This is a genomic window from Moorena sp. SIO3I8, assembly GCF_010692325.1.
Classification (GTDB): domain Bacteria; phylum Cyanobacteriota; class Cyanobacteriia; order Cyanobacteriales; family Coleofasciculaceae; genus Moorena.
Map to the genome: position 1 here is coordinate 21,189 of NZ_JAAHHW010000053.1, position 20,662 is coordinate 41,850.

Here is a 20,662-nt window from a genome sequence, read left to right on the forward strand (position 1 = left end):
CAGCTCCTACACTTTCCTATCCCGTAAGTGTAGGAGCTAGCTCTCACAAAAATCGACTCAAATCAAACTCTTGTTGCTCATTTTCTTTATATTCTTTCTTCTTATACCTATCATTATTTAAAATTAACAAAAGTCGCTCGGAATAGTCTACTGCACCTCGCAACTCATTGCGCAAAATATCAAGCCCTCCATTGGCATACTCCTCAAAAATATAGATGCGTTTGTCCTCAGACTCTTTATCGATAGAAGAAAGAATTTTAGTATCCTTAATCTCAGCGATCGCAATTAATTTAATTACTACCTCATATCCCCTTGATACAAAAATTTCCAATCCAATCGGACCAGGCTCTCGTTTAGAAATTACCTTCAGGGGCGATCGCTTTTTACGCTTTACTCCTAAAGCAGCTGCAAACACCATCACATCAGCATAAGTCTGAAACGGTCCGGTTTTTCCATCGGAAGCGGTTAGGTCTTTCACCAAAGCCGCCTTATCTTTAGCAACCCTGATTCTGTTTCCAGCCATTGTCTTGGTGTCTAGTTTTAATAAATCTTATGCACAAGGCTAAGCGCAAAAACCTTAAAGTGCGGTAATCTATTTATTATACCATCAAGAAAAAGAGTAAAGGAATAGCGTAAGCTATCAGCTATCAGCTATCAGCTATCAGCTATCAGCTATTAGCTATCAGCTATCAGCTAATGCCTCCCAGCGTCGAAGTCTGTGCCACGAGTCAATGGACTTTTCCCCAGACTTTCAATTTTCATTAATCTAGAACTATTAAATTATCTCGTTCTAGGTTGATTTTAAGCTGTTTGCGTAGCGTGAGCTTTGAGCTGACGGCTGACGGCTGACGGCTGACGGCTGACGGAATAGCCTCTTAGAGATCTATTGCTTGATGTTTCATAGATTAACGTAATTTTGAGTTTATTGAGTTGAATGATGAAGACTTGTAAGCAACTAGTTTATGTGAGTGCGTTTGCAATCCTACTTTTACTGACTAACCTATCCTGTGCCTCCCCCGACCGACCGGACCCCCAAATGAAAACCAGCGATCGCGCAACGGTAGTCGTGAAAACGATTCAGGAGGCAAACAGTGACATTTCTAAGCAAGATCGAGAAACTAAATATTGCAAAATGGCTTGTTCTGAATTTGTCTTCTACCGTGGCACTAACCAATTATTTTGGAAAGATTTTGCTGGCGATAGCCGCCTCAAGGATTTTGGAAATGCCAAAACCAAGATTTGGTTATCCGGAGATATGCATGCCGAGAACTTTGGGGCATATGATAATAATCGAGGGGAAATCGTTTACCCACTCGATGACTTTGATGATGGGATTATTGCTGATTACCAATATGATGTCTGGCGCATGGGAGCTAGTTTAGCATTGGTCGGTCGTCAGAATGGTTTGTCTGCTGAGGAACAAAACAAGGGGATTGATGCCTTTAGTGAGTCCTATCTTGATACTATGGCTTCCTATCGCGGTAATGATCGTGAACTGGAGACTTACTTCACTAAAGACAATACTTATGGGAAGTTGGATGACTTCCTAGAAGGAGTGGAAGCTAGCGAAAGCCGCCAAAAAATCTTGAAAAAATGGACAGAACTGGACGGAAATCAGCGTCGCTTCGATTTATCCAAGGTTAAGTTAGGCAAAGCTACTGCTTCCGAGCGACAGGATATTCAGAATGCGATCGCAGATTATAAGAAAACGTTGACAAAAAAATTTAAATATGATAAAGATTACTTCCGAGTCAAAGATATTGCGCAACGTTTACTGGCTGGCACTGGTTCCTTAGGAGTGCCCCGGTATTATCTCCTAATTGAAGGCGAGACGTCTTCCCAGAAGGATGACCGGATCTTGGACATTAAATTCCAATCTTCCCCTACTGCCTATGATTACTTGAGTCAGGAGGAACGGGAAAAGTATGATAAAAATTTTAACAATGAGGGTCAACGTCACGCTTTAGCCTATCGAGCCTTAACCAAGTACACCGATAATCACCTGGGCTGGATGAAACTAGGGGATGGGTATTACTCAGTGCGAGAGCGATCGCCATTTAAGGAAACCTTTGATATCACTGAGCTAACCAAAGAGAAACGCTTTGTTAAGCTAGCTGAACAATGGGGTCAAGTGTTGGCAACAGCTCACGCACGAGCTGACAAAGATTTTGATGCCACCTTAGTGCCTTATTCCATAGACAAACAGGTGGATGAGTTGACTGACGGTCGCCACAAGGAGTTTCGACAATTGGTAAGGGAAGTGGCTTTGAGTTATGCTGATCAAGTTAAGAAGGACTATGGTTACTTTGTGGACAAGCTGAAACCCAATAGCTGCTCTAGCGGCAGTTGTGACTAATCCTTTTAGTTTAATTGGCTTTGGTAGAATGTAATCCGTTGATATGGCAGAGGGGAAAGCTTCATTAACAGGATAAGCGGTAAAGGGAGGGTCGCGATCTAGTCCCTATAATCTATAACCTCTAACCTCTAACTTAGAAACAAAACAGCTACATACCTTATATTTAATCAGATGAACGGTAAGAAAGACGGTTTTTTAAGCGGGCTTCAAATTTTGGTGTTTTTTATCTTAGCCCTTGCCTTGCTGGGATACGACATCCAATTCAGCTTACTATTTGGTGGCATCGGCGCTTTAGCCGGTGGTTTGATAGTTGACTGGTGGCACCACCCAGACAAACCCAGGGACTTACAACCCCAGCAAGCAGAGTATCCCGAGGAAGGTACTTCTGACTTAACTGGCATCCGTTTAGCTGTACAGGAACGAAAAGTTAGAGAAAAGAGGCGCTCACAAGGGTTACTCAATCCTATTAGTAGATTTTTTAGACGTTAAGCAAGAGGAATTAGTTATTGCTATTGGTCAAAGGTAAATACCAAGATATTTGAGATAGATTAGTGGCAACTGCCACACTACTCTATGGAATAGATGTGGTCTGATCGTCACTAAAATCTAAAATGTTTATATTTATCTCAAAGCTATTGCCACTCTTTCTGTACCCTTTGGGCCTGGCTTGTGTGCTACTGGTAGTAGCTTTGGTAATGTCCTGGCGCAACCCTCGCTGGGTACCGATACCCGTGGCTTTGGCATTAATTGTGTTGTTGGTCTCAAGTAATACTTGGGTGACTAACAGCTTAATACGCTCCCTGGAGTGGCAATATCTTCCTACTTCAGAATTACCTGAGGCTGATGTGATCGTAATCTTGGGGGGAGCGACCAAACCGCCTTTTCCACCACGACCTACTCCAGAAGTAGATGAAGCAGGCGATCGCGTTCTCTATGGTGCTCAGCTATACCGTGAAGGGAAAGCTCCCTGGGTGATTCCTGCTGGTGGTCGGATTGTTTGGGGTTCCAGTAGTAATAACTCTAGCCAACGACTTTCTTCCCAGAGTGCTCAATCCTCACAACGGTTGGCCCCTGAATCAGAAGACATGGCACAGATTCTAGAAGACCTGGGTGTTCCGAGAGTCGCTATCATTCAAGAGTCTAGGTCTTTAAACACTCACCAAAATGCGGTCAATGTGCGGAAAATTTTGGATCAGCGGGATTTGCGCAAGGTATTATTAGTAACTTCGGCCATCCATATGCCTCGTTCTGTCCTGGTGTTCCGGCGTCAGGGTATTGATGTGATCCCAGCACCAACAGATTTTCTAGTGTCTCAATATGAACTGGATGAACCTAACAGTAGTAGTCAAGCTGCTTTGCTACATTCTCTGCCAAATGCTGATCAATTGTCTAGGATTACCCGTGCTATCAAGGAATACATTGGAATAGTAGCTTATCGCATTCGCGGTTGGGTGTAATAAGATTATTATTGTTGCTGAAATATTAGGCTCTTCCGTACTTGTTATGCTAAATAAACACTTTGGCGAAGGGACTTCGGAGCAGGGAGCAGGGAGCAGGGGAAAGAGGCAGTATTTAGAAAATTTTGTTAATTAAATAGCCTCATAACCCTTGTACAGTAAGCTTTATGATTTTTTTGACTTTAAATTTAGCATAGCAGGTACTGAAGAACCAAATATTATCCTTGATAATAGCTTTTATCATAGCTATGAGGTACACAGGATTTTTTCCCTCTTTCCTCTTCCCTTTTCCCTAATTTCTACTCCCTGTTCCCTGTTCCCTGTTCCCTGTTCCCTGCTCCCTAAAACCCATGAATTTGTACCTCATGAGTTTGAAAATCGCTATATTTTCCTAGTTACTATGCCAGAAGAATTCCAACGGATTGTCCCAGCACCACCACCAGCAGCCGATATGTTTGCCACTTACCAGCTAGCTTATGAGTTTAGCCAAGAAGTAGAGCATCGACAAGAATTTGAAGACTATTGTCAGTGGTATTATTTGACAGCACAAAGCCATCGAGAGGAATTAGAAAAAATGCGTGGTGATATCAACCTTTTTGGTTGGTTCAGTCGCGGCAAGTCGTAGATTAGAATAAACGGATAGCTTATTATCTTAAAATATGGTTGAAAAAATTAAATTTAACACGGATAGTAATAGATATCAATAGATACAGTAATTATCTAACTTTTTCCTATCCGTGCCAACCTGTTTAAAAATCCCTATGATGGTTATTATGATTGCTATAGCTAATAATATAGCCGCCTAGGGGATAATTTCTAATTCATCTTCACGGAAGTGAACTTTTTTAAATTTTTTGTCAAACTTGACTTGTATTGGTAAATTGGCGCTCACGGGCCTACCTTGCCACTCAGAAATTATTCCGGTAACTTCCCCTTCGAGACCTTTAATATCAAAAGGTTTATTCTTGTGTTCGGGATGGGTATATACCACAACTGATTCTTTGACTCGGACGCGATCGCCAACTTTCATATAAGTAACTCTAACTATTATACGGACATCCCTTACCTAAGCTAGGGTTGGCTCAGGCAACCTAATTATTGTCTCACAGAGTGGGTTGTTTACATCTAGCTATCTGATGCCGATGATTCTTGCTTAAAATTATAATAGTGAATTATAATATTAAATTTATTCACGCGCTGGTTTCACCCTTAGTTATCTGGGAGCTCCTGCTCGGTAGGTGAAGACTCTGGTAGATTGGGATCCGGTGATGGTAAAAAGCGATCGCGCATTTTCTGGAAGCCCTCAGGAGCTAGTATCCATTGGGTAGTCAGTAAAATAGCACCAGCCCCAACAAGTATACCGACTACCCCCAGCAGCCCAAACACGGCTCTAATCCAATCCCGGTATGAGCGGGTGGTTTCGGGTTTATTGTCATTGGTTGTGGTTATTTCCGCTGGTACTGATGAAGTCAGAGCGGTTTGCTGCTCCAGATTAACCACCTGTAGTTCTTTTGAGCTAGACATGTCTCCCAAATTTAGCACTGTCGGATATTGGGGAGAGACAGCACAGTATGTTAGCACCACCGAAATGTCATCTTGACCATTATGTTGAAACGCCAGGTCAATTAAAGACTCAGCTGCCGATTCGACGGAAATTCGGTGGCTATTGACTTTTTGCGGTAAATCTCGACCAAATTTTTCAATCAAGTTGTTGTTGCTCAAGCCATCGGAACACAGCAGCAGCAAACCATCTTCTTCCACAATAAAGCGTCGCACAGTGGGACGAAGTAATTCAGCCTCCTTTGTCCCTAAGGCTTGAGTGAGTGCTTGTGCATCAGATCGCTGCAACGCTTGTCGATAAAGACTACGCCCAAGCTTCACCTCCCGAGTAGCCACATCATCATCTACAGTTAGCTGCTGGCAATAGTCGGGAGTAAGCCAGTAAGCACGACTATCTCCTACACTAGCGATATAGATTTCGTGACCATTGGTTTTCCCTTCTGGTGTATTCACCATTTGGGGAAGTTGTAGCGCTAAAGTTAAGGTAGTAGCCATGCGACGCCGGGATTCTCGTTCTTGTTGATCGTTGCGAGAAGAAATCATGTTATTAGCAACCCGGATAATTGCTGATAGATTCTCGGTTACGAGTTCTGGTGTCATCAGCTCCGGATCTTCGTTCAACTCAGCCAGTAATGCCCGAACCTGTAATTTAATGGACTGTAGTGCTAACTGGCTAGCAATTTCCCCCCCTTCGTGACCACCAATACCATCACAAATAATCGACAGGTGGGGAATCAAAGGGTCTTGGGGTTGCTCTGGGTCCTTAATCAAGTCAGCCTTAGTGGGATAGCAACTGTCTTCATTGTGGCTGTGACTTGAACCAGTTGCGGTGATACCAGCAATTTTTAACCGTAACGGCTGCTGAGCAGCTTGCTCAAGTAATAGGTGGTTAAGTTGGGATGCGATCGCACTTAAGGAGGGGTGTTCAGTTTGCAGGTGTTGGGCAATAGCTTGTAGCGGATCCGCCACAGACACTGAGGCTTTGCGACACCAAGCTTCCCAGCACTCTCCTAGCTGTTTAAGACTAGCATCGACAGAGGGTTCACTCACAGAATTCGGTTCGCCAGGGGAGTCTGGGGAAACCAATGTATCAAATCCTGTATCAAATCCCCTATCCTCTAGACCATTAGACGGTACAACTGGTGATATACTCGTATCAGCCATGGTATCTTGATATAATTCCCGTAGTCGCAGCCGCCACCCTTCAACTCGCAAATTATTTGGTACTAACAGGCTAGAAGCCACACCCAATTCTGATAAAGGTATCCATAATTCCCAAATTTGCCACAGCCAATAGACTTGACGCACTGCGGTAGCAGAAGTCCACATCGACTCCATTGAGGGATATAAGTTGCCATTGGCATCGATCGGGGCATTTTCTAGCAAAATGACCACATCTTGACCGGGTGTAGACAGGAAATTCCGTTGCTGTGGCAACTGGCATATCCCATAAACCTCTGGCACATGGAGGCAGTGGGGATACAAGCGTAGGTAAGGAAGAATATGGCCGTTGAGTTGTTCAGGAAAATCCGGTGGCAGTTCTGGCTGCATATCCTGCCAAATTTGCGGGGCAACTACCTGGTAGCGGTCTGCGACTTGTTCTCCAACTGGTAGCTCTACGGCAGCAGAACCCACTGCCCAAAGATAACGATCCACGGCTAATACCTATGAAGTTAATTTACGGCTATACGGTCAAATTCTAGACGGCTGAGATAAATTAGAAGAGGGGTTGTTTGAGCTTTTCAACATTTTCTATCAAAGTTGTCTAGTAAATTAAAGAAAATTCAAATAACTCAGCAACCTATATCTTTGTCTGACGTCAGACAAAATAAAGTAGAGTTACCTGCAACTACTCACCCCATACCCCGTATATTATGATGAGCCGATGGTAAGTTCCTCGATGCTTTGGCTAATTGCCGGGTCAATGCTGTGCTTAGTCGAGCTGTTTGTGCCAACAGCGTTTGTTGCTTTCATGATGGGCATCAGTGCTTTGGTGGTAGGATTTGTGATCTCGATTTTGCCCATACCTTATACCCTACAAGTGGGGTTATGGTTGCTGCTTTCCACTGCCTCAGTCTTTTTATCCCGTCGCCTGATGCCCCCTGCCAGAGTGGGCAAAAATTTGGATGCGATGGAAGCTCAAACCTTGACAGAAATTCTGCCAGGGCAAACTGGGCGGGTACTCTATGAAGGCAACTCATGGCGTGCCCGTTGTGAAGACTATGCAGATGCGATCGCATCCAACCAAAAGGTCTACGTAGTGCGCAGGGAAGGCACTACCCTGATTGTTGTGCCTCATCACCTATTGCATGACTGAAGCTGATCGACCATGGGTGCTCTACCAGGTTCAGGGGATAGTGATGGGTTAATGGGGTGATGGAGTAATAGAGTCAACGTTAGATCTATTAGTCCCCCTAGTTACTAGTTGTTGGGAGTCTCCCTGCTCACCGGGTCCAGTATTTTTTGACAAAAGATACGTGGAACAGTCAGGTTGGACAGAGGGTCATAAAGTCAGCTTCAAGCACTTGAGAATCAGACTAAATCAGTCTAAATTAAGTTTTCTGCCCTTCCCCACCCATCCGCTCCCCCTCTAACAACAAATTTGTAAAACACTACCCGAAAGGGAGGAAAGAGCGTGTCACAGTGGTTTTTGCTTGTCTTTTTAGCTTTGGGCGGTTCAGGTCTTCTCGGTTCCGTCAAGATTATTAATCAAGGAAACCAAGCCTTAGTGGAACGATTGGGAAAATATAGTGGCAAAAAACTCGAACCTGGGCTCAACTTTGTCATTCCCGTGATTGAGCAAGTGGTTTACCAGCAAACCATTCGGGAAAAAGTCCTTGATGTGCCACCTCAGCCTTGTATCACCTCCGACAATGTTTCCATTACCGTTGACGCTGTGGTTTACTGGCGGATCATGGATATGGAGAAAGCCTACTATAAGGTTGAAGACCTGCGCTCCGCCATGCAGAACTTGGTGCTAACCCAGATTCGAGCCGAAATGGGGAAACTGGAACTGGATCAAACCTTTACTGCTCGGTCTCAAATCAATGAAACCCTACTGCGGGAATTAGACATTTCCACTGATCCTTGGGGGGTTAAAGTCACGCGGGTGGAACTGCGGGACATTGTGCCGTCTCAGGCAGTGCAGGACTCAATGGAGTTGCAGATGTCAGCAGAACGCCGCAAACGGGCGGCAATTTTGACCTCTGAAGGGGAACGAGAATCTGCGGTTAACACTGCCAGAGGTAAGGCCGAGGCACTAGAGTTAGATGCTGGAGCCCGTAAAAAAGCTGCGATTATGGACGCTGAAGCTCAACAACAGGCAATAGTTCTCAAAGCTCAGGCAGAACGACAGCAGCAGGTTCTCAAGGCACAAGCCACTGCTGAGGCTCTGAAAATTGTGGCTAAGACTCTTGATAATGACCCCAATGCTCGTGATGCTCTCCAGTTTTTACTGGCTCAGAATTATATCGATATGGGTATGCAAGTTGGCACTAGCGAGAGTAGTAAAGTTATGTTTATGGATCCTCGCAGCATTCCGGCAACCATTGAAGGGATGCGTTCGATTGTCGGTGATGGCGACAAGGTTAACCCTAATTCCCTAGGTATGAATGTGAATCAAAGGTGAAGTTCAGCTTCAATTAGCCATACCTAGACGGGTATAACCGTTTAGGTGGGGCTTATGTCTTAAACTAAAAAATCTTCCCATCAAGCAAACCCAGAGCTGTTAAGACAGCCAAGGGATATAGGAATCTATTGAAAGCGGTTTTAGCCAAAGCAGTTTGAACCCGTTGGCAGTAGGATAACCAAAGGATACCTATATCCCTTGAGAAAGTTGCTTGGAACAGAACATCTCACGAGATTCTTGCTTAACATTACCATTCATCACAGCTAGCTGCAGTTTCATGAAGGCATTTAAGTCTTCCAGTGGATATTTTCTAGTTAGAAGCTGCCGTAGCTTATCTTCTTCTGTTACACTCAAATAGCCAGTTTTGAGCGCTTTTTGTACAACTTCCCTGATATTAGCCATAACACAAGCACCTATTAAAATTAGTTAGCACTTTGGAGGCTGAAAGCCGTGCAAAAGCCAATTGAGACTATCCCTCTAAAGTGCTTATCACCATTTTTTAACCTTTTTATGATGTAGACGACACTTAAGTTCTGTGCAATTTTCCATTGTACATTGTACTCGGATCGTGTCTTTGGCTAGCTAAGCCGCTAAGCCAGCATCACCAAGCTTCTGTTAGCACGGCTGTATTAGGTGATTGTGGTATTATATCATTATGGCTCTTGAGATTCTGTAGCCTTAGTTACAGAACACTGTTCACATAATCCGAAAAACTCCAAGGTATGGTAAAAAATCGTGAATTGATAAGAATCTTGCAACTTCTTCTGTAATTGAGGTATGGGACATTCTTCCATGGGAATAGACATGTCACAATTGAGACAAGTGAGGTGATGTTGATCATTTTGTACACCACTGTAGAGGGATTCTCCACTACCAAGAGTCCGGACTTGCACCATTCCTTCTAGTTTTAAAGCATCCAAAGCGCGGTAAACTGTAGCTAAACCCATAGATTGCTTACGTTTGCGCAGCTCTACATAAAGATCTTGGGCCGACATAGCCCGATTCAAGCTTGTGAGCAGTTTCAGAATTCGCTCTTGGGAGCGGGTGCGTTGGCCTTTCATTAATCTTTCTTTAATATCCTATTTTTTTGATGTTAATCGTGCTTGTTGGTTCAAACTGTAAAGAAGGATGAATGATCAACGGATCATCAGCAATAGTGAGCGCGGCTGTGCCCAAATCCCAGGATTAGGCTAGGGCTGGTTACACGCTGTGGCAGCTAAAAAAAATACTAGCTGAAAAAATACTAGCTCAAAAAATATTGCTCAGTAACCTATCAGTAACCTAATTGATAGAATTTTTTAATCCTTGATCGTTCATCCTTGATATTATATCCATTATCATTATATATTGAAAGGGGAGAGTTGTGATTAACAAATATCAGGCTTATATTTATGTTACACTTAGAAACTCGGTATTGGATCCAGCCGGTGTAGCTGTTGAGTCAGGACTGAAGCAGCTAGGCTACGAGAGTGTAGAACAGGTGCGTATTGGTAAATATATCGAACTTAGCCTGAGTGCTGCTAATGAAGATATGGCGCAAGAGCAATTGAATCAGATCTGTGACCAGCTGTTAGCCAACCCAGTTATTGAAAATTATCGCTTTGAATTGGTTGAGATGTCAGCACAACTAGGAGTGGAAGCATGAAATTTGGGGTGGTGGTCTTTCCTGGGTCAAACTGCGATCGCGATTTGGCCTATGTTACAACTAGCTTACTCCAATGTCCAACCAGGATGGTTTGGCATCAAGAAACCGATATTTCTGACTTAGATGTGGTGGTACTCCCTGGGGGCTTTAGCTATGGGGATTACCTGCGCTGTGGCGCAATTGCCCGGTTTTCTCCAGTCATGCCAATGGTGGTAGACCATGCTAAACAGGGTAAATTTGTCCTAGGCATTTGTAATGGTTTCCAGATGCTGACGGAAATGGGGCTGTTACCAGGGGCATTAGTCAGAAATCGGGACTTACATTTTATTTGCGATCGCGTTCCAGTTAAAGTAGAGCGCACTGATTTACATTGGACTACAGCTTATCACCCAGGAGAAATTATAAGTCTACCTATTGCCCATGGTGAAGGGCGCTACTACGCTGATGCTGAAACTCTCAAAGCTCTCGAAGATAATGGTCAGGTATTGTTTCGTTACGCTACTGTTTCAGGAGAGATAGAGACAACAGGTAATCCCAATGGTTCCCTGAATAACATTGCCGGAATTTGTGATACCACTGGCAAAATTTTGGGTATGATGCCCCATCCAGAACGAGCAGCTGATCCGATGTTAGGCAATATCGATGGGATGAGATTGTTTCAGAGTTTGTTAAAGACTTTTGAAGATTGCTAGTGTTATCGATACCACTAATTACCGATAATCGCGACCGCTACATGGGTTCCCTAAACCTTATCTGTCTGCAATAGATTGCAATTATACGGGATCTGGTTGACTGATAAATATTGCCATAAACTGAAGTTTATACTTTTTGTAAATCTGATTAAAATTAGTGGCTGTTAATGCTCGAAAGAGTATTTTAAAAAGTATAAAGAAGCAGAGGTTAGTCGTTGAGTGGACAGCGAGTGTTTGTTAAAATTTATCGTTATAATTAGTAAAATAAAAAAATATAAATATAAAATCGAATAAGATAAAAAAATGCCTGAAACTAACTTTCAAATTGAATGGCCTGATGGTAATCAAGAACTTTGCTATTCCCCTTCTCTAGTGGTCAAGAAATATTTTAATGCTGAGCAAGACTATTCCCTTTCGGAATTTGTGGCACTATCTCGGACTGCGCTTCAGGATGGTAGTGATCGCGTCAAAGCTCAATTTGGTTTCTCTTGTAGCAAAGCACTAGGACAACTGAAGATAATAGAAGACAAAGCGAAAAAGTATAGTAATCTATCTGAACCAAAAGTGCGATTACTTAAATTTATCGATGTCCAACCCACAGAATAATTCAATAAAAATTGATGCAAGCCACTTCTCCTCCAGACTCCACTACTATCCTCGCTGGCTTCCATGCTCTTTCCGATCCCCTGCGCCTGGCAGTGATTGAGCTACTCTTCGTTAAAGCCTGGCAATTCCCGGTAAACTCTGGGATTGCCTAGCGAAGATGCAGACTAAGGATTAGTTTCCTACGTTGGTCTGGTCAGGATACCCGAGGGTGACCTCCAGCTCCCGGCTCTATCGCTAACTATTAAGAAAAGGCAAAATGTGTGGTTAGCATGACAAGCCATTCCAACATTGTCGAGGAACACATTACCGAATTGAGTTGCACTAATCATGCAGAATTACGTATTCGTTATTGACACAAACAAGCAACCATTAAACCCTATTCCACCAAAGAAAGCTCGCCGGTTATTAAACAAAGGTAAGGCTGCCGTTTTTAGGATGTACCCGTTCACAATCATCTTAAAGACTGCGATCAATAATCCAACCATCTCACCTTGTCAAATAAAGATTGACCCTGGTAGTAAGGTAACTGGATTTGCCCTAGTCCAAAACAACCAAGTTATTTGGGGAATGGAATTAGAGCACAGAGGAGGATTAATTAAGAAAAAACTAGAGTCTAGAAGCGCTGTAAGGCGTAGGAGACGTAACCGCAACACCCGCTACAGGAAACCCAGATTCCTTAACCGTAAGCGTCCAGAGGGATGGCTTCCACCTAGTCTAGAACACAGGATTTTGACTATTCAGACTTGGGTAAAACGATTGATTAAATTCTGCCCAGTCAATGAGATTTGGGTCGAAAGGGTTAAGTTTGACACCCAAAAAATGCAAAATCCTGAAATCAGTGGCATTCAGTACCAGCAAGGAGAGTTAGCCGGATATGAGGTTAGAGAGTACTTACTTGAAAAATGGGGAAGAGAATGCACTTACTGTGGTAAGCAATCCGTTCCATTGCAAATCGAACACATTCACCCAAGGTCACTTGGTGGAAGCGATCGCGTAAGTAATCTTTGTTTGGCTTGTAAAAAGTGTAATCAACGCAAAGGTAACAAGCCTATAGAAGACTTCTTAAAAAAGAAGCCAAGTCTACTGCAAAAAATCAAATCTAAAGCTAAGCAGCCATTAAAAGATGCAACAGCAGTAAATGCAACTCGGAACAAGTTAGTTAAGGTACTTCAATTAATCAAGGTTGTGGTCACCGGAACGGGAGCGCAAACCAAATACAACCGGACTAGATTAGAACTACCTAAGCAGCACTGGATTGATGCCGCTTGTGTTGGGGATATTGAGACCTTAGTGTTGAGAACCTCTCAGCCGCTGTTAGTCACTTGCAAGGGACCCGGAGGGAGACAGAAAGCAGCACTTAACAAATACGGTTACCCCATCAGACACAATCCATTAAAACCAATCAAAGGCTGGGTTACTGGGGACATAGCCCAGCATCCTCTACTAGGAATAGGCAAAGTCACCCCTAGAAGCAAAGGAAGCTTTGGATTTACCCCGTTAGGAACCAAGGGCTACAAAAGTTGCAAACCTCAAGATATATCGGCAATATACCGAAAAGATGGATACACTTATAGCTTTTGCTAGTATCTGCCGAGATTTACCAGGGAATAGTTGTCCTGGAAGTTCCTGTTAAATCCTCCTGCTGTGGCTAAATTTAGATCACCATTAAATGAGAATCCGCAAACTGATACCCAAACAAACTCTCTGGTCCTTAATATCCCATTGCTGGCGAGAGGCAGTAACTGAGGGCATGGCTACATTTATCCTAGTCTTTGTTGGCACTGGTGCTGTCATGGTGAATCACATCACTAGGGGAGCCTTAACTCATCTGGGCGTCAGTTTTGTTTTTGGAGCAGTGGTCGCTGCTTTAATCTATGCCACAGGACATATTAGCGATGCCCATATTAACCCAGCTGTGACTCTTGCTTTTTGGGCTAGTGGCTTTTTTCCCGCTCGCAAGGTGTTACCTTATATCCTGGCTCAATGCATTGGTGCGATCGCTGCTTCAACATTACTGTTGCTGACACTGGGGTATGTTGCTGAGCTCGGGGCAACTCTGCCTCTACAAGGGAACTGGTTTCAATCCTTAGTGCTGGAAGTAGTACTCACCTTTATCTTAATGTTTGTGATCTTAGGCTCTGGTCTCGACCGCCGTGCTCCCATTGGCTTTGCTGGTTTGGCTATTGGCTTAACCGTAGCATTAGAAGCAGCTTGCTTCGGACCAATTACCGGTGCCAGCATGAATCCAGCCCGTTCATTAGGGCCAGCCTTAGTAGCTGGGATTTGGCAACATCAATGGATTTATTGGGTTGCCCCAATTGTAGGAGCGCAATTAGCCGTGATTGCTTATCGGCAACTTTCCCATGGATTTCGGGATATTCAGTAAAAGCATAGCTAAGCTAAAACGCATTTAAAATGGGTTTTAGCAAGGCAATAGGCAATAGGCAATAGGCAATAGGCAATAGGCAATAGGCAAAAGAGGAGTGGATTCTATTTTTTTTAGTTAATTTCAATAATATACAGTTTAAATGTATAAAATTTAAGCTAAAAACTAACAAATAACAACTAACAAAAAAAATAACTATGAAACAAATCATGTTTGTTTGTAAAAGAAATTCCTGCCGCTCTCAAATGGCAGAGGGGTTTGCTAGAACCTTAGGACAAGGAAAGATTTCTGTTACTAGTTCTGGACTAGAAGCAAGTCGAGTTCATCCTACGGCAATTCAAGTCATGGATGAAATTAATATAGATATTACTGACCAGACCTCTAATCCTTTAAACGATTTCAAGGCTGAAGACTATGATGCTGTATTTTCCTTGTGCGGCTGTGGTGTTAATTTACCAGAAGCCTGGGTATTACGAGATGTGTTTGAAGATTGGCAGCTCGATGATCCTGATGGGCAACCACTAGAGACGTTTCGCCGTGTCCGAGATGAAATTAAAGAACGAGTAGCTAAGTTAGTGGAAACCTTGAGCTAATTAGTTGGTTTACGGTTAATTTCAAGGACTTATAAACAGCCTATTTATCTAGTAATTATTTGATACTTTACATTACTATTACCTTCCGGAGGATTTTGGATAAAATCAAATAAATGGTGAGCTAACTCTAATTTAGTGCAGCGATTAATCTGTTGATGGCGTCCTCTGTTATCAATCAAAATTGCTTGGTTGGTATCACTGCCAAAACCAGCATTTGGTTTGTCAACTGGGTTAGCTACGATGGCATCCAATCGTTTCTTGTTTAATTTTTGTAACGCAGGCTTGATAATATCTCCAGTTTGTGCAGCAAATCCAACTAAGTACTGATTGGGCTGTTTCAGTCGTCCCAATTCAGCTAGGATATCTGGCACTGGTTTTAAAGGTAGAGCAGCAGGAAGTCCATGCTTCGGTATCTTCATCTCCTGGTAGATTCCAGGGGTTATATCTGCTACTGCTGCTGCCATCACAATCAAATCAGCATTGGCAAAATCTGCTAGCATCGCCCGATGCATCTCAGTAGCACTCACTACTGGAATTGTCCGGATACCCATCGGTGCTTCCCAAGTAGCTGGTCCATGAACTAGGGTGACAATTGCTCCCCTATTTCTGGCAGCTTGGGCTAGGGCTAGTCCCATCTTGCCTGTGGCAGGATTCCCGATAAAGCGTACTGGATCTATATATTCCCGAGTGCCACCAGTACTGATTAAGACTTGTTTACCGGTTAAGTCTCGTTTGCCACCAGTGTACAGCAGGGATTGGATAGAGGCGATTATCTCCTCTGGTTCTGCCATCCGTCCTGCACCAATGCGATCGCATGCTAACCGTCCTGCTGTTGGACCAACACTATGATACCTGGGGTCACTTAACAGCTGTTGCCAATTTCGTTGCACTGACTGCTGCTTCCACATATCTGTATTCATCGCTGGTGCCAACAAAATAGGGCAACTAGACGCTAGAACCGTATTGGTTAGTAAGTTATCGGCTAAACCATAAGCCAACTTACCTAGGGTATTAGCCGTCAGAGGAGCAATCACCAATACTTCTGCCCATTCCCCTAATTCAATATGCACCGGGCGTTCGTGCTTTGCTTGCCAGAATACGTTGTCCGTATAAGCTGGATAGCGAGAGAGGGTACTAAGAGTCAAAGGAGTGATAAATTTTTCAGCTCCCTGGGTTAGAATTACCCTTACTTCAGCAACCCCCTTAAATAGGGTAGAAACAACCTCACAAACTTTATAGGCAGCGATGCCCCCACATACACCAATTAAAACTTTTCTACCCTTATTCACGCCTCGTCGTAAGCTTCCATGTCCAGTAAGTAGATATAGGGTTCTGCTAACTCTGGACGCTGAAAGGCCAGTGCCCGCAGCAGATGCCAATCTTTGAGTCCTTCAAATGCGCCAGAGTAATCATCCAGCTCTAGACGTGCAGCCAACTTGGCAACGTCCTCTGCACTGAGAGCTGAAAGGTCACGTTGGGAAATGGTCGTAGTTGCCATTGCTCACGCCTCTCTTACTTAGCTTTTTTGTTAACAGTTGTACGTCTTCGACAACTTTACTTCTATTATCCCTATTTAGTGACACGACTGAGTATATATCATACCAGCTTTAGCGTGAAGTATTCGTAAATTTTTTATCAGTTTTTAGGGGTCATTTGTATGGAGGCTTACTATAGAAATATCACTTATTCATAAACGAACTATTATTAGTTGGTTATATTTATTCAGTTTAAAAGCCCTGGCTCTGATTAGGTGGCACAGATTTTTGGCAATAGCGATCGCTCTTCCCAAGTGCTCCGCAGTCTCCAGCAGTTGTATTCAACTCGACTAGTGCTGATCGTTGGTTCATTAGAGATTTAGCATGCTACGTCTCTACTTTTTCGTCACTAAGGAAATTTAAAGGAGATTTATGTGACGGGTAACCGGGCTAGGATTATAATAAGTTGGTAATTATTCTGACTTGTGGTACAAAAAAAACGGTCTCAATTATCAACAAGACCGCTCCATCAAAAAAATGCTGACTCAATGTATACTAAGTCCGGAATAGCAAAAATTTTTCTCGGAATACACTACTTGGAAAGCCCGATCACTTACCAAGTCTATCACTACTACATGGACTTAGAACATCATACTTTGCTTGAAAGGGAAAGGGGAAGGTTAACCTCATATCAGTAAGATATCTTAACTTAATTACATTTTAACTTATAACCATATTGCGTTTGGCAATTACCAATTACTCGTTACCAATTACTCGTTACCAATTAACAATTATCAATTAGAAATAGTTGGGAGAATTGCTAACATAAAATCTCCCATCTCTTGCCACATTCGACCCACTCTCAATCAGTGAAAGGTTTAAGGCTTAACGAGCTTTACCTTCTGCCCTTGAGCCTTGTTTGGCAGCAATTTCCTGCATCAAAATCTGAAACGCTTTGGCATACTGAGCATCTTCCAAGGTGCCAACTTTTTCACGATTTTTCTGCAAGTCTTTACGCTGTTCATCCGAAAGCTCAAACACAATATCTGGTTCAATTCCGGACTTATTGATATCGCGACCACTAGGGGTAAGGTACTTAGCAATGGTTACTGCCAGACCTGAGCCATCTCCAAGCCCTCGCACGGATTGGACTAAGCCCTTACCAAAAGTCTTAGTTCCTACCAAGATGGCACGTTGATTGTCTTGTAAAGCACCCGAAAGAATTTCGCTAGCACTGGCTGAACCACCATCCACCAGTACCACTAATGGTTTATCGGTCAGAGAGCGATTAATTGCTTTCTGGTATTCGGCTTTGCCGATGCGGTTAACTGTTGAGACAATCGTACCGGAATCAAACCACATCCTAGCAATTTCAATGCTGGCATAAAGTAGCCCACCAGGGTTAGAGCGGAGATCTAAAACATAGCCACTCACCTTCTGATCTTCTAACTTTCGGATTGCTTCGCCCATCTCCTTGGCCGCGTTAGCACTAAATTGAGAAAGGCGAATGTAGCCGATGCCATAACCATCTGAAGTTTCCCGATAGCTATACTTTACAGGGTGGATTTCAATCCTAGCTCGTGTGATCGGATAGTCCACTACCTTTTGGCCTCGCTGAATGGTCAAAGTCACGGAAGTTCCTGGCTTGCCTCGAATCAGTTGAACTGCATCGTTGACATCCATACCTTCGGTACTCTTGCCATCAATTTTGATAATGATATCCTTTGCCAGGATTCCCGCTTTAAAAGCTGGGGTATCCTCAATTGGGGAAATCACCATCAACTTTTTTGTTTCCTCATCCAGGGCAATCTGAATACCTACACCAGTTAATTCCCCAGATGTATCAATCTGCATATTCTTGAACTCTTCTGGATCCATAAACCGGGTGTAAGGATCGTCCAAGGGCTCTAGCATTTCCCGGATTGCCTTGTAGGCTTGTTCCTTGCTGCTGTAAGAGCGATTCAGATAATCTTGGCGAACTTCTTCCCAATCAACCTGGTTGAAGGTAGCATCTACATACCTGCGGTTAATAATTTGCCAAACTTCATCAACTAGCTCCTTAGGACTCTCGCGAAAGAAAGCCTGACTTTGAGATAGATGAAGACCAGCTCCTGTAACTGCTACAGTTGTTAGGACTACTGCTGTCGCACCAAGAACCAGGCCACGTTTTGTAATTACCATAATCCTTTCGCTTAAGGTCGGGAAACTAATGCAAAGGAGCTAAGCTAAATCTAACGAACGGGGATGTCAGACAGCTCCTATGCAAATCAATCTGAGACTGACACCCCCTTGTTCAATTTTGGGTAGTATAACCCTGGTAATATACCCCTATGGCTATAGCCTTTTAGGGGTCATCTATGTTGTTGATTAGGGTCGTGAGGATATTATTTATCCATACTAACCTCATTAGCTAATCACGCCATCATACCACCACACCACACCACCATAATCCCATCTAGCTAGGATTTCAAGAAATAACCTATCCTGACTAAGGATAAGGAAGCTGGGGGTATCAGTCCCATATTATTAATTTTCCTCCCACCCAACTTCCCCTCCGGAAAATTATTGTGGTCATTGGTTTTCATCGTTAGTTGTTCAATGATTACCTATTCACTATTTCCCAGTCTAACATTACCGCAAAGGACTTACTGATTATTCTATTTCATATGGCTGTTTGTGATCAGCTGACAGAGTTGGCGATCGCTTTCTCTGACTTCTGGGTTGTTTTGGAGATAATTTCTGAGCCAGTGGCAGCTTTTATCTAGCAGATCGTCTAAATTCAAATTCCAAATTGCCACTGTAGCATCTTCACTAGCCACTGCCAAAGCTGTTCCATCATGGCTCCAGCTAAGATTTGTGACGCGATGCTCACCAGCTTTCAAGGTTTTGATCAGGGTGTCGTCGAAGCGCCATAGCTGAACCTGGTTGTCCCAGCTGCTGGTTGCCAAAATTTTGCCCTTGGGGCTAAAATGGACTTTCGCCACACTATCAGTATGGCCTTTGAGGGTTGATTGTAAGGTGCCATCTTTGCGCCAGAGTTTCACAGTGTTATCATAGCTTGCTGTTGCTAAGAACTTGTTGTCGGGTGAGAAGCTGAGATCCAAAACCCAATTGTGATGACCTGGTAGTGTTTTCAGAAGTTTCCCATCAGCACTCCACAGCTTTACAGTTTTATCATCACTGGCCGATGCCAATCGCTGACTATCCTGGCTAAACTTAACTGCATTAACCCGCTCACTATGACCAGTCAGGGTATTAATCAATTTACCAGTGCGATCCCAAATTTTTACTGTCCTGTCCCGACTGGCAGACGCGAGGCGCTTCGAGTCAGGACTAAAACTAACATTCAATACCCAGTCCTGATGTCCCTTTATTGTCTTAATCAAAGTACCGCTACGATGCCACAGTTTCACGGTGCCATCTCGACTACCGGAGGCAATTAGCTCACCATCAGGACTGAAACTGATGCTATAGACGAGATCATGATGCCCTTTCAAGGTGTGGAGCAGCTTACCGTTGCGATCCCAAAGCTTAACAGTTCTGTCATTACTAGCTGTCGCAATCTGTTGAGAGTCTGGAGAAAAGGTGACATCCTGTACATCATCCTGATGTCCTCTTAAAATTACGTGAGACTGATTAATACTACTCCAGAGCTTGATAGTTTTATCGTGGCTGGCTGAAGCCAGAATCAGTTGGTCAGTTTGAGGGTTGGATGGTTGTAGAGGAATATGGGACTTGCTGTAAGCTAGGTTGTTTTGAGAACTAAAAGGTTTAGTAGGACTGAAACTGACACCACTAACCCCATCGCTGTGTCCCTTAAACGTGTTTATTAAAGTGCCTTCACGGTTCCATAGCCGCACTGTATTATCATCACTGGCAGAGGCAATCAGTTGACCATCAGCACTGAAAGAAACACCATTAACCCATCGCTGGTGCTTGGGAAAGGTTTTGATTAGCTTGCCATTGGCACTCCACAACCTGACCGTTTGATCATCGCTAGCGGAGGCAATTAACTGACTATCTGGACTAAATACTACACAATTCACCTGAGCGCTATGTCCTCTAAGAGTATTTAGCAATTTTCCCGTTTGACTCCACAACTTAATGGTGTTATCCGCACTAGCAGAAGCAATGATCTTGCCATCTCCACTAAAGCTTACCGACCGCACTACACCCCGGTGACCGGAAAAGGTTTTAATTAATTTGCCATCAACGGTCCATAATCGAATTTTCTTATCTTTGCCAGCCGCAGCCATCATCTGGC

General features: G+C 43.5%; 21 protein-coding genes and 1 pseudogene. 13 read left to right on the forward strand and 9 right to left on the reverse strand.

The window, feature by feature from the left end:
* Window positions 1–43: 43 nt before the first annotated feature.
* Entirely contained in the window at window positions 44–523 is a 480-nt protein-coding gene (locus F6K51_RS19965; protein ID WP_293023306.1) for a DNA phosphorothioation-associated protein 4, read from the reverse strand.
* Window positions 524–964: 441 nt separating this feature from the next.
* On the opposite strand from F6K51_RS19965, the gene F6K51_RS19970 reads away from it, so the two are divergent.
* The 4 genes from F6K51_RS19970 (at window position 965) to F6K51_RS38500 (ending at window position 4,438) form a co-directional block, all read left to right on the forward strand.
* Entirely contained in the window at window positions 965–2,356 is a 1,392-nt protein-coding gene (locus F6K51_RS19970; protein WP_293023308.1) for a DUF2252 family protein, read from the forward strand.
* Between the two features lie 171 nt (window positions 2,357–2,527).
* A complete protein-coding gene (locus F6K51_RS19975; RefSeq protein ID WP_075900184.1) occupies window positions 2,528–2,845 on the forward strand; it encodes a hypothetical protein in 318 nt (105 codons plus the stop codon).
* A gap of 122 nt (window positions 2,846–2,967) precedes the next feature.
* Window positions 2,968–3,813 carry a YdcF family protein gene (locus F6K51_RS19980; protein ID WP_293023311.1) on the forward strand — a complete coding sequence of 282 codons (846 nt, stop codon included), beginning with the start codon at window positions 2,968–2,970 and terminating at the stop codon, window positions 3,811–3,813.
* A 151-nt stretch (window positions 3,814–3,964) separates the two neighbouring features.
* On the forward strand, window positions 3,965–4,438 hold the full coding sequence (locus tag F6K51_RS38500) for a hypothetical protein (RefSeq protein ID WP_365940003.1): 474 nt from the start codon (window positions 3,965–3,967) through the stop codon (window positions 4,436–4,438).
* A gap of 177 nt (window positions 4,439–4,615) precedes the next feature.
* Here F6K51_RS38500 and F6K51_RS19990 read toward each other — a convergent pair whose 3' ends face one another.
* Together F6K51_RS19990 and F6K51_RS19995 are read right to left on the reverse strand one after the other, a co-directional pair.
* A complete protein-coding gene (locus tag F6K51_RS19990; RefSeq protein WP_293023313.1) occupies window positions 4,616–4,843 on the reverse strand; it encodes a ferredoxin-thioredoxin reductase variable chain in 228 nt (75 codons plus the stop codon).
* A gap of 179 nt (window positions 4,844–5,022) precedes the next feature.
* Window positions 5,023–7,029, reverse strand: coding sequence for a protein phosphatase 2C domain-containing protein (locus F6K51_RS19995; RefSeq protein ID WP_293023316.1), 2,007 nt, complete (start codon window positions 7,027–7,029; stop codon window positions 5,023–5,025).
* A 229-nt stretch (window positions 7,030–7,258) separates the two neighbouring features.
* Here F6K51_RS19995 and F6K51_RS20000 point away from each other — a divergent pair, with 229 nt between their 5' ends.
* Together F6K51_RS20000 and F6K51_RS20005 are read left to right on the forward strand one after the other, a co-directional pair.
* A complete protein-coding gene (locus F6K51_RS20000) occupies window positions 7,259–7,690 on the forward strand; it encodes an NfeD family protein (protein WP_293023318.1) in 432 nt (143 codons plus the stop codon).
* 318 nt (window positions 7,691–8,008) lie between these two features.
* Window positions 8,009–9,001, forward strand: a complete 993-nt coding sequence (locus tag F6K51_RS20005) for an SPFH domain-containing protein (protein ID WP_293023320.1) — start codon at window positions 8,009–8,011, stop codon at window positions 8,999–9,001.
* Window positions 9,002–9,190: 189 nt separating this feature from the next.
* On the opposite strand, the gene F6K51_RS20010 is transcribed toward F6K51_RS20005, so the two are convergent.
* On the reverse strand, window positions 9,191–9,403 hold the full coding sequence (locus tag F6K51_RS20010) for a hypothetical protein (protein ID WP_293023322.1): 213 nt from the start codon (window positions 9,401–9,403) through the stop codon (window positions 9,191–9,193).
* Between the two features lie 251 nt (window positions 9,404–9,654).
* Window positions 9,655–10,062 carry a transcriptional repressor gene (locus tag F6K51_RS20015; protein WP_293023325.1) on the reverse strand — a complete coding sequence of 136 codons (408 nt, stop codon included), beginning with the start codon at window positions 10,060–10,062 and terminating at the stop codon, window positions 9,655–9,657.
* A 302-nt stretch (window positions 10,063–10,364) separates the two neighbouring features.
* Here F6K51_RS20015 and purS point away from each other — a divergent pair, with 302 nt between their 5' ends.
* The 7 genes from purS to arsC all read left to right on the forward strand — a co-directional run bounded on the left by purS (window position 10,365) and on the right by arsC (window position 14,923).
* On the forward strand, window positions 10,365–10,646 hold the full coding sequence (gene purS / locus F6K51_RS20020; RefSeq protein ID WP_293023328.1) for a phosphoribosylformylglycinamidine synthase subunit PurS: 282 nt from the start codon (window positions 10,365–10,367) through the stop codon (window positions 10,644–10,646).
* Window positions 10,643–11,338 (forward strand): phosphoribosylformylglycinamidine synthase subunit PurQ, encoded by a 696-nt coding sequence (purQ, locus tag F6K51_RS20025; RefSeq protein ID WP_293023330.1) that lies wholly within the window; start codon window positions 10,643–10,645, stop codon window positions 11,336–11,338. Before purS ends, purQ begins: the two co-directional genes overlap by 4 nt.
* 303 nt (window positions 11,339–11,641) lie before the next feature.
* Window positions 11,642–11,944 (forward strand): MSMEG_0570 family nitrogen starvation response protein, encoded by a 303-nt coding sequence (locus F6K51_RS20030; RefSeq protein ID WP_293023332.1) that lies wholly within the window; start codon window positions 11,642–11,644, stop codon window positions 11,942–11,944.
* A gap of 14 nt (window positions 11,945–11,958) precedes the next feature.
* Window positions 11,959–12,096, forward strand: coding sequence for a hypothetical protein (locus F6K51_RS20035; RefSeq protein ID WP_293023334.1), 138 nt, complete (start codon window positions 11,959–11,961; stop codon window positions 12,094–12,096).
* A gap of 175 nt (window positions 12,097–12,271) precedes the next feature.
* Window positions 12,272–13,528 (forward strand): RNA-guided endonuclease IscB, encoded by a 1,257-nt coding sequence (iscB, locus tag F6K51_RS20040; protein WP_293023337.1) that lies wholly within the window; start codon window positions 12,272–12,274, stop codon window positions 13,526–13,528.
* Between the two features lie 85 nt (window positions 13,529–13,613).
* Window positions 13,614–14,330 carry an MIP/aquaporin family protein gene (locus F6K51_RS20045; protein ID WP_293023339.1) on the forward strand — a complete coding sequence of 239 codons (717 nt, stop codon included), beginning with the start codon at window positions 13,614–13,616 and terminating at the stop codon, window positions 14,328–14,330.
* A gap of 197 nt (window positions 14,331–14,527) precedes the next feature.
* Window positions 14,528–14,923, forward strand: coding sequence for an arsenate reductase, glutathione/glutaredoxin type (gene arsC / locus F6K51_RS20050; protein WP_293023341.1), 396 nt, complete (start codon window positions 14,528–14,530; stop codon window positions 14,921–14,923).
* A 44-nt stretch (window positions 14,924–14,967) separates the two neighbouring features.
* Here arsC and coaBC read toward each other — a convergent pair whose 3' ends face one another.
* From coaBC to F6K51_RS20070, 4 genes and pseudogenes are all read right to left on the reverse strand, one after another.
* Window positions 14,968–16,212 (reverse strand): bifunctional phosphopantothenoylcysteine decarboxylase/phosphopantothenate--cysteine ligase CoaBC, encoded by a 1,245-nt coding sequence (gene coaBC / locus F6K51_RS20055; RefSeq protein ID WP_293023343.1) that lies wholly within the window; start codon window positions 16,210–16,212, stop codon window positions 14,968–14,970.
* Complete coding sequence (locus F6K51_RS20060) at window positions 16,209–16,421, reverse strand: DUF2555 domain-containing protein (RefSeq protein WP_075900150.1); 213 nt, start codon at window positions 16,419–16,421, stop codon at window positions 16,209–16,211. The genes coaBC and F6K51_RS20060 overlap by 4 nt, the downstream gene beginning before the upstream one ends.
* An 862-nt stretch (window positions 16,422–17,283) precedes the next feature.
* The gene (ctpC, locus tag F6K51_RS20065; protein ID WP_293023347.1) at window positions 17,284–18,579 is read right to left on the reverse strand and encodes a carboxyl-terminal processing protease CtpC; all 1,296 of its coding nucleotides are present in this window, start codon (window positions 18,577–18,579) and stop codon (window positions 17,284–17,286) included.
* Between the two features lie 476 nt (window positions 18,580–19,055).
* A pseudogene (locus tag F6K51_RS20070) lies at window positions 19,056–20,662 on the reverse strand (hypothetical protein); the annotation flags it as partial.

Bases quoted from the DNA above. Each gene is read 5' to 3' on its own strand.
- F6K51_RS20010 (WP_293023322.1), bottom strand. From the start codon at position 9,403: ATGGCTAATATCAGGGAAGTTGTACAAAAAGCGCTCAAAACTGGCTAT.
- arsC (WP_293023341.1), top strand. From the start codon at position 14,528: ATGAAACAAATCATGTTTGTTTGTAAAAGAAATTCCTGCCGCTCTCAA.
- F6K51_RS19965 (WP_293023306.1), bottom strand. From the start codon at position 523: ATGGCTGGAAACAGAATCAGGGTTGCTAAAGATAAGGCGGCTTTGGTG.
- F6K51_RS20045 (WP_293023339.1), top strand. From the start codon at position 13,614: ATGAGAATCCGCAAACTGATACCCAAACAAACTCTCTGGTCCTTAATA.
- F6K51_RS20060 (WP_075900150.1), bottom strand. From the start codon at position 16,421: ATGGCAACTACGACCATTTCCCAACGTGACCTTTCAGCTCTCAGTGCA.
- F6K51_RS19980 (WP_293023311.1), top strand. From the start codon at position 2,968: ATGTTTATATTTATCTCAAAGCTATTGCCACTCTTTCTGTACCCTTTG.
- ctpC (WP_293023347.1), bottom strand. From the start codon at position 18,579: ATGGTAATTACAAAACGTGGCCTGGTTCTTGGTGCGACAGCAGTAGTC.
- F6K51_RS19975 (WP_075900184.1), top strand. From the start codon at position 2,528: ATGAACGGTAAGAAAGACGGTTTTTTAAGCGGGCTTCAAATTTTGGTG.
- F6K51_RS20030 (WP_293023332.1), top strand. From the start codon at position 11,642: ATGCCTGAAACTAACTTTCAAATTGAATGGCCTGATGGTAATCAAGAA.
- F6K51_RS20015 (WP_293023325.1), bottom strand. From the start codon at position 10,062: ATGAAAGGCCAACGCACCCGCTCCCAAGAGCGAATTCTGAAACTGCTC.
- purQ (WP_293023330.1), top strand. From the start codon at position 10,643: ATGAAATTTGGGGTGGTGGTCTTTCCTGGGTCAAACTGCGATCGCGAT.
- F6K51_RS20035 (WP_293023334.1), top strand. From the start codon at position 11,959: ATGCAAGCCACTTCTCCTCCAGACTCCACTACTATCCTCGCTGGCTTC.
- F6K51_RS19990 (WP_293023313.1), bottom strand. From the start codon at position 4,843: ATGAAAGTTGGCGATCGCGTCCGAGTCAAAGAATCAGTTGTGGTATAT.
- F6K51_RS20000 (WP_293023318.1), top strand. From the start codon at position 7,259: ATGGTAAGTTCCTCGATGCTTTGGCTAATTGCCGGGTCAATGCTGTGC.
- iscB (WP_293023337.1), top strand. From the start codon at position 12,272: ATGCAGAATTACGTATTCGTTATTGACACAAACAAGCAACCATTAAAC.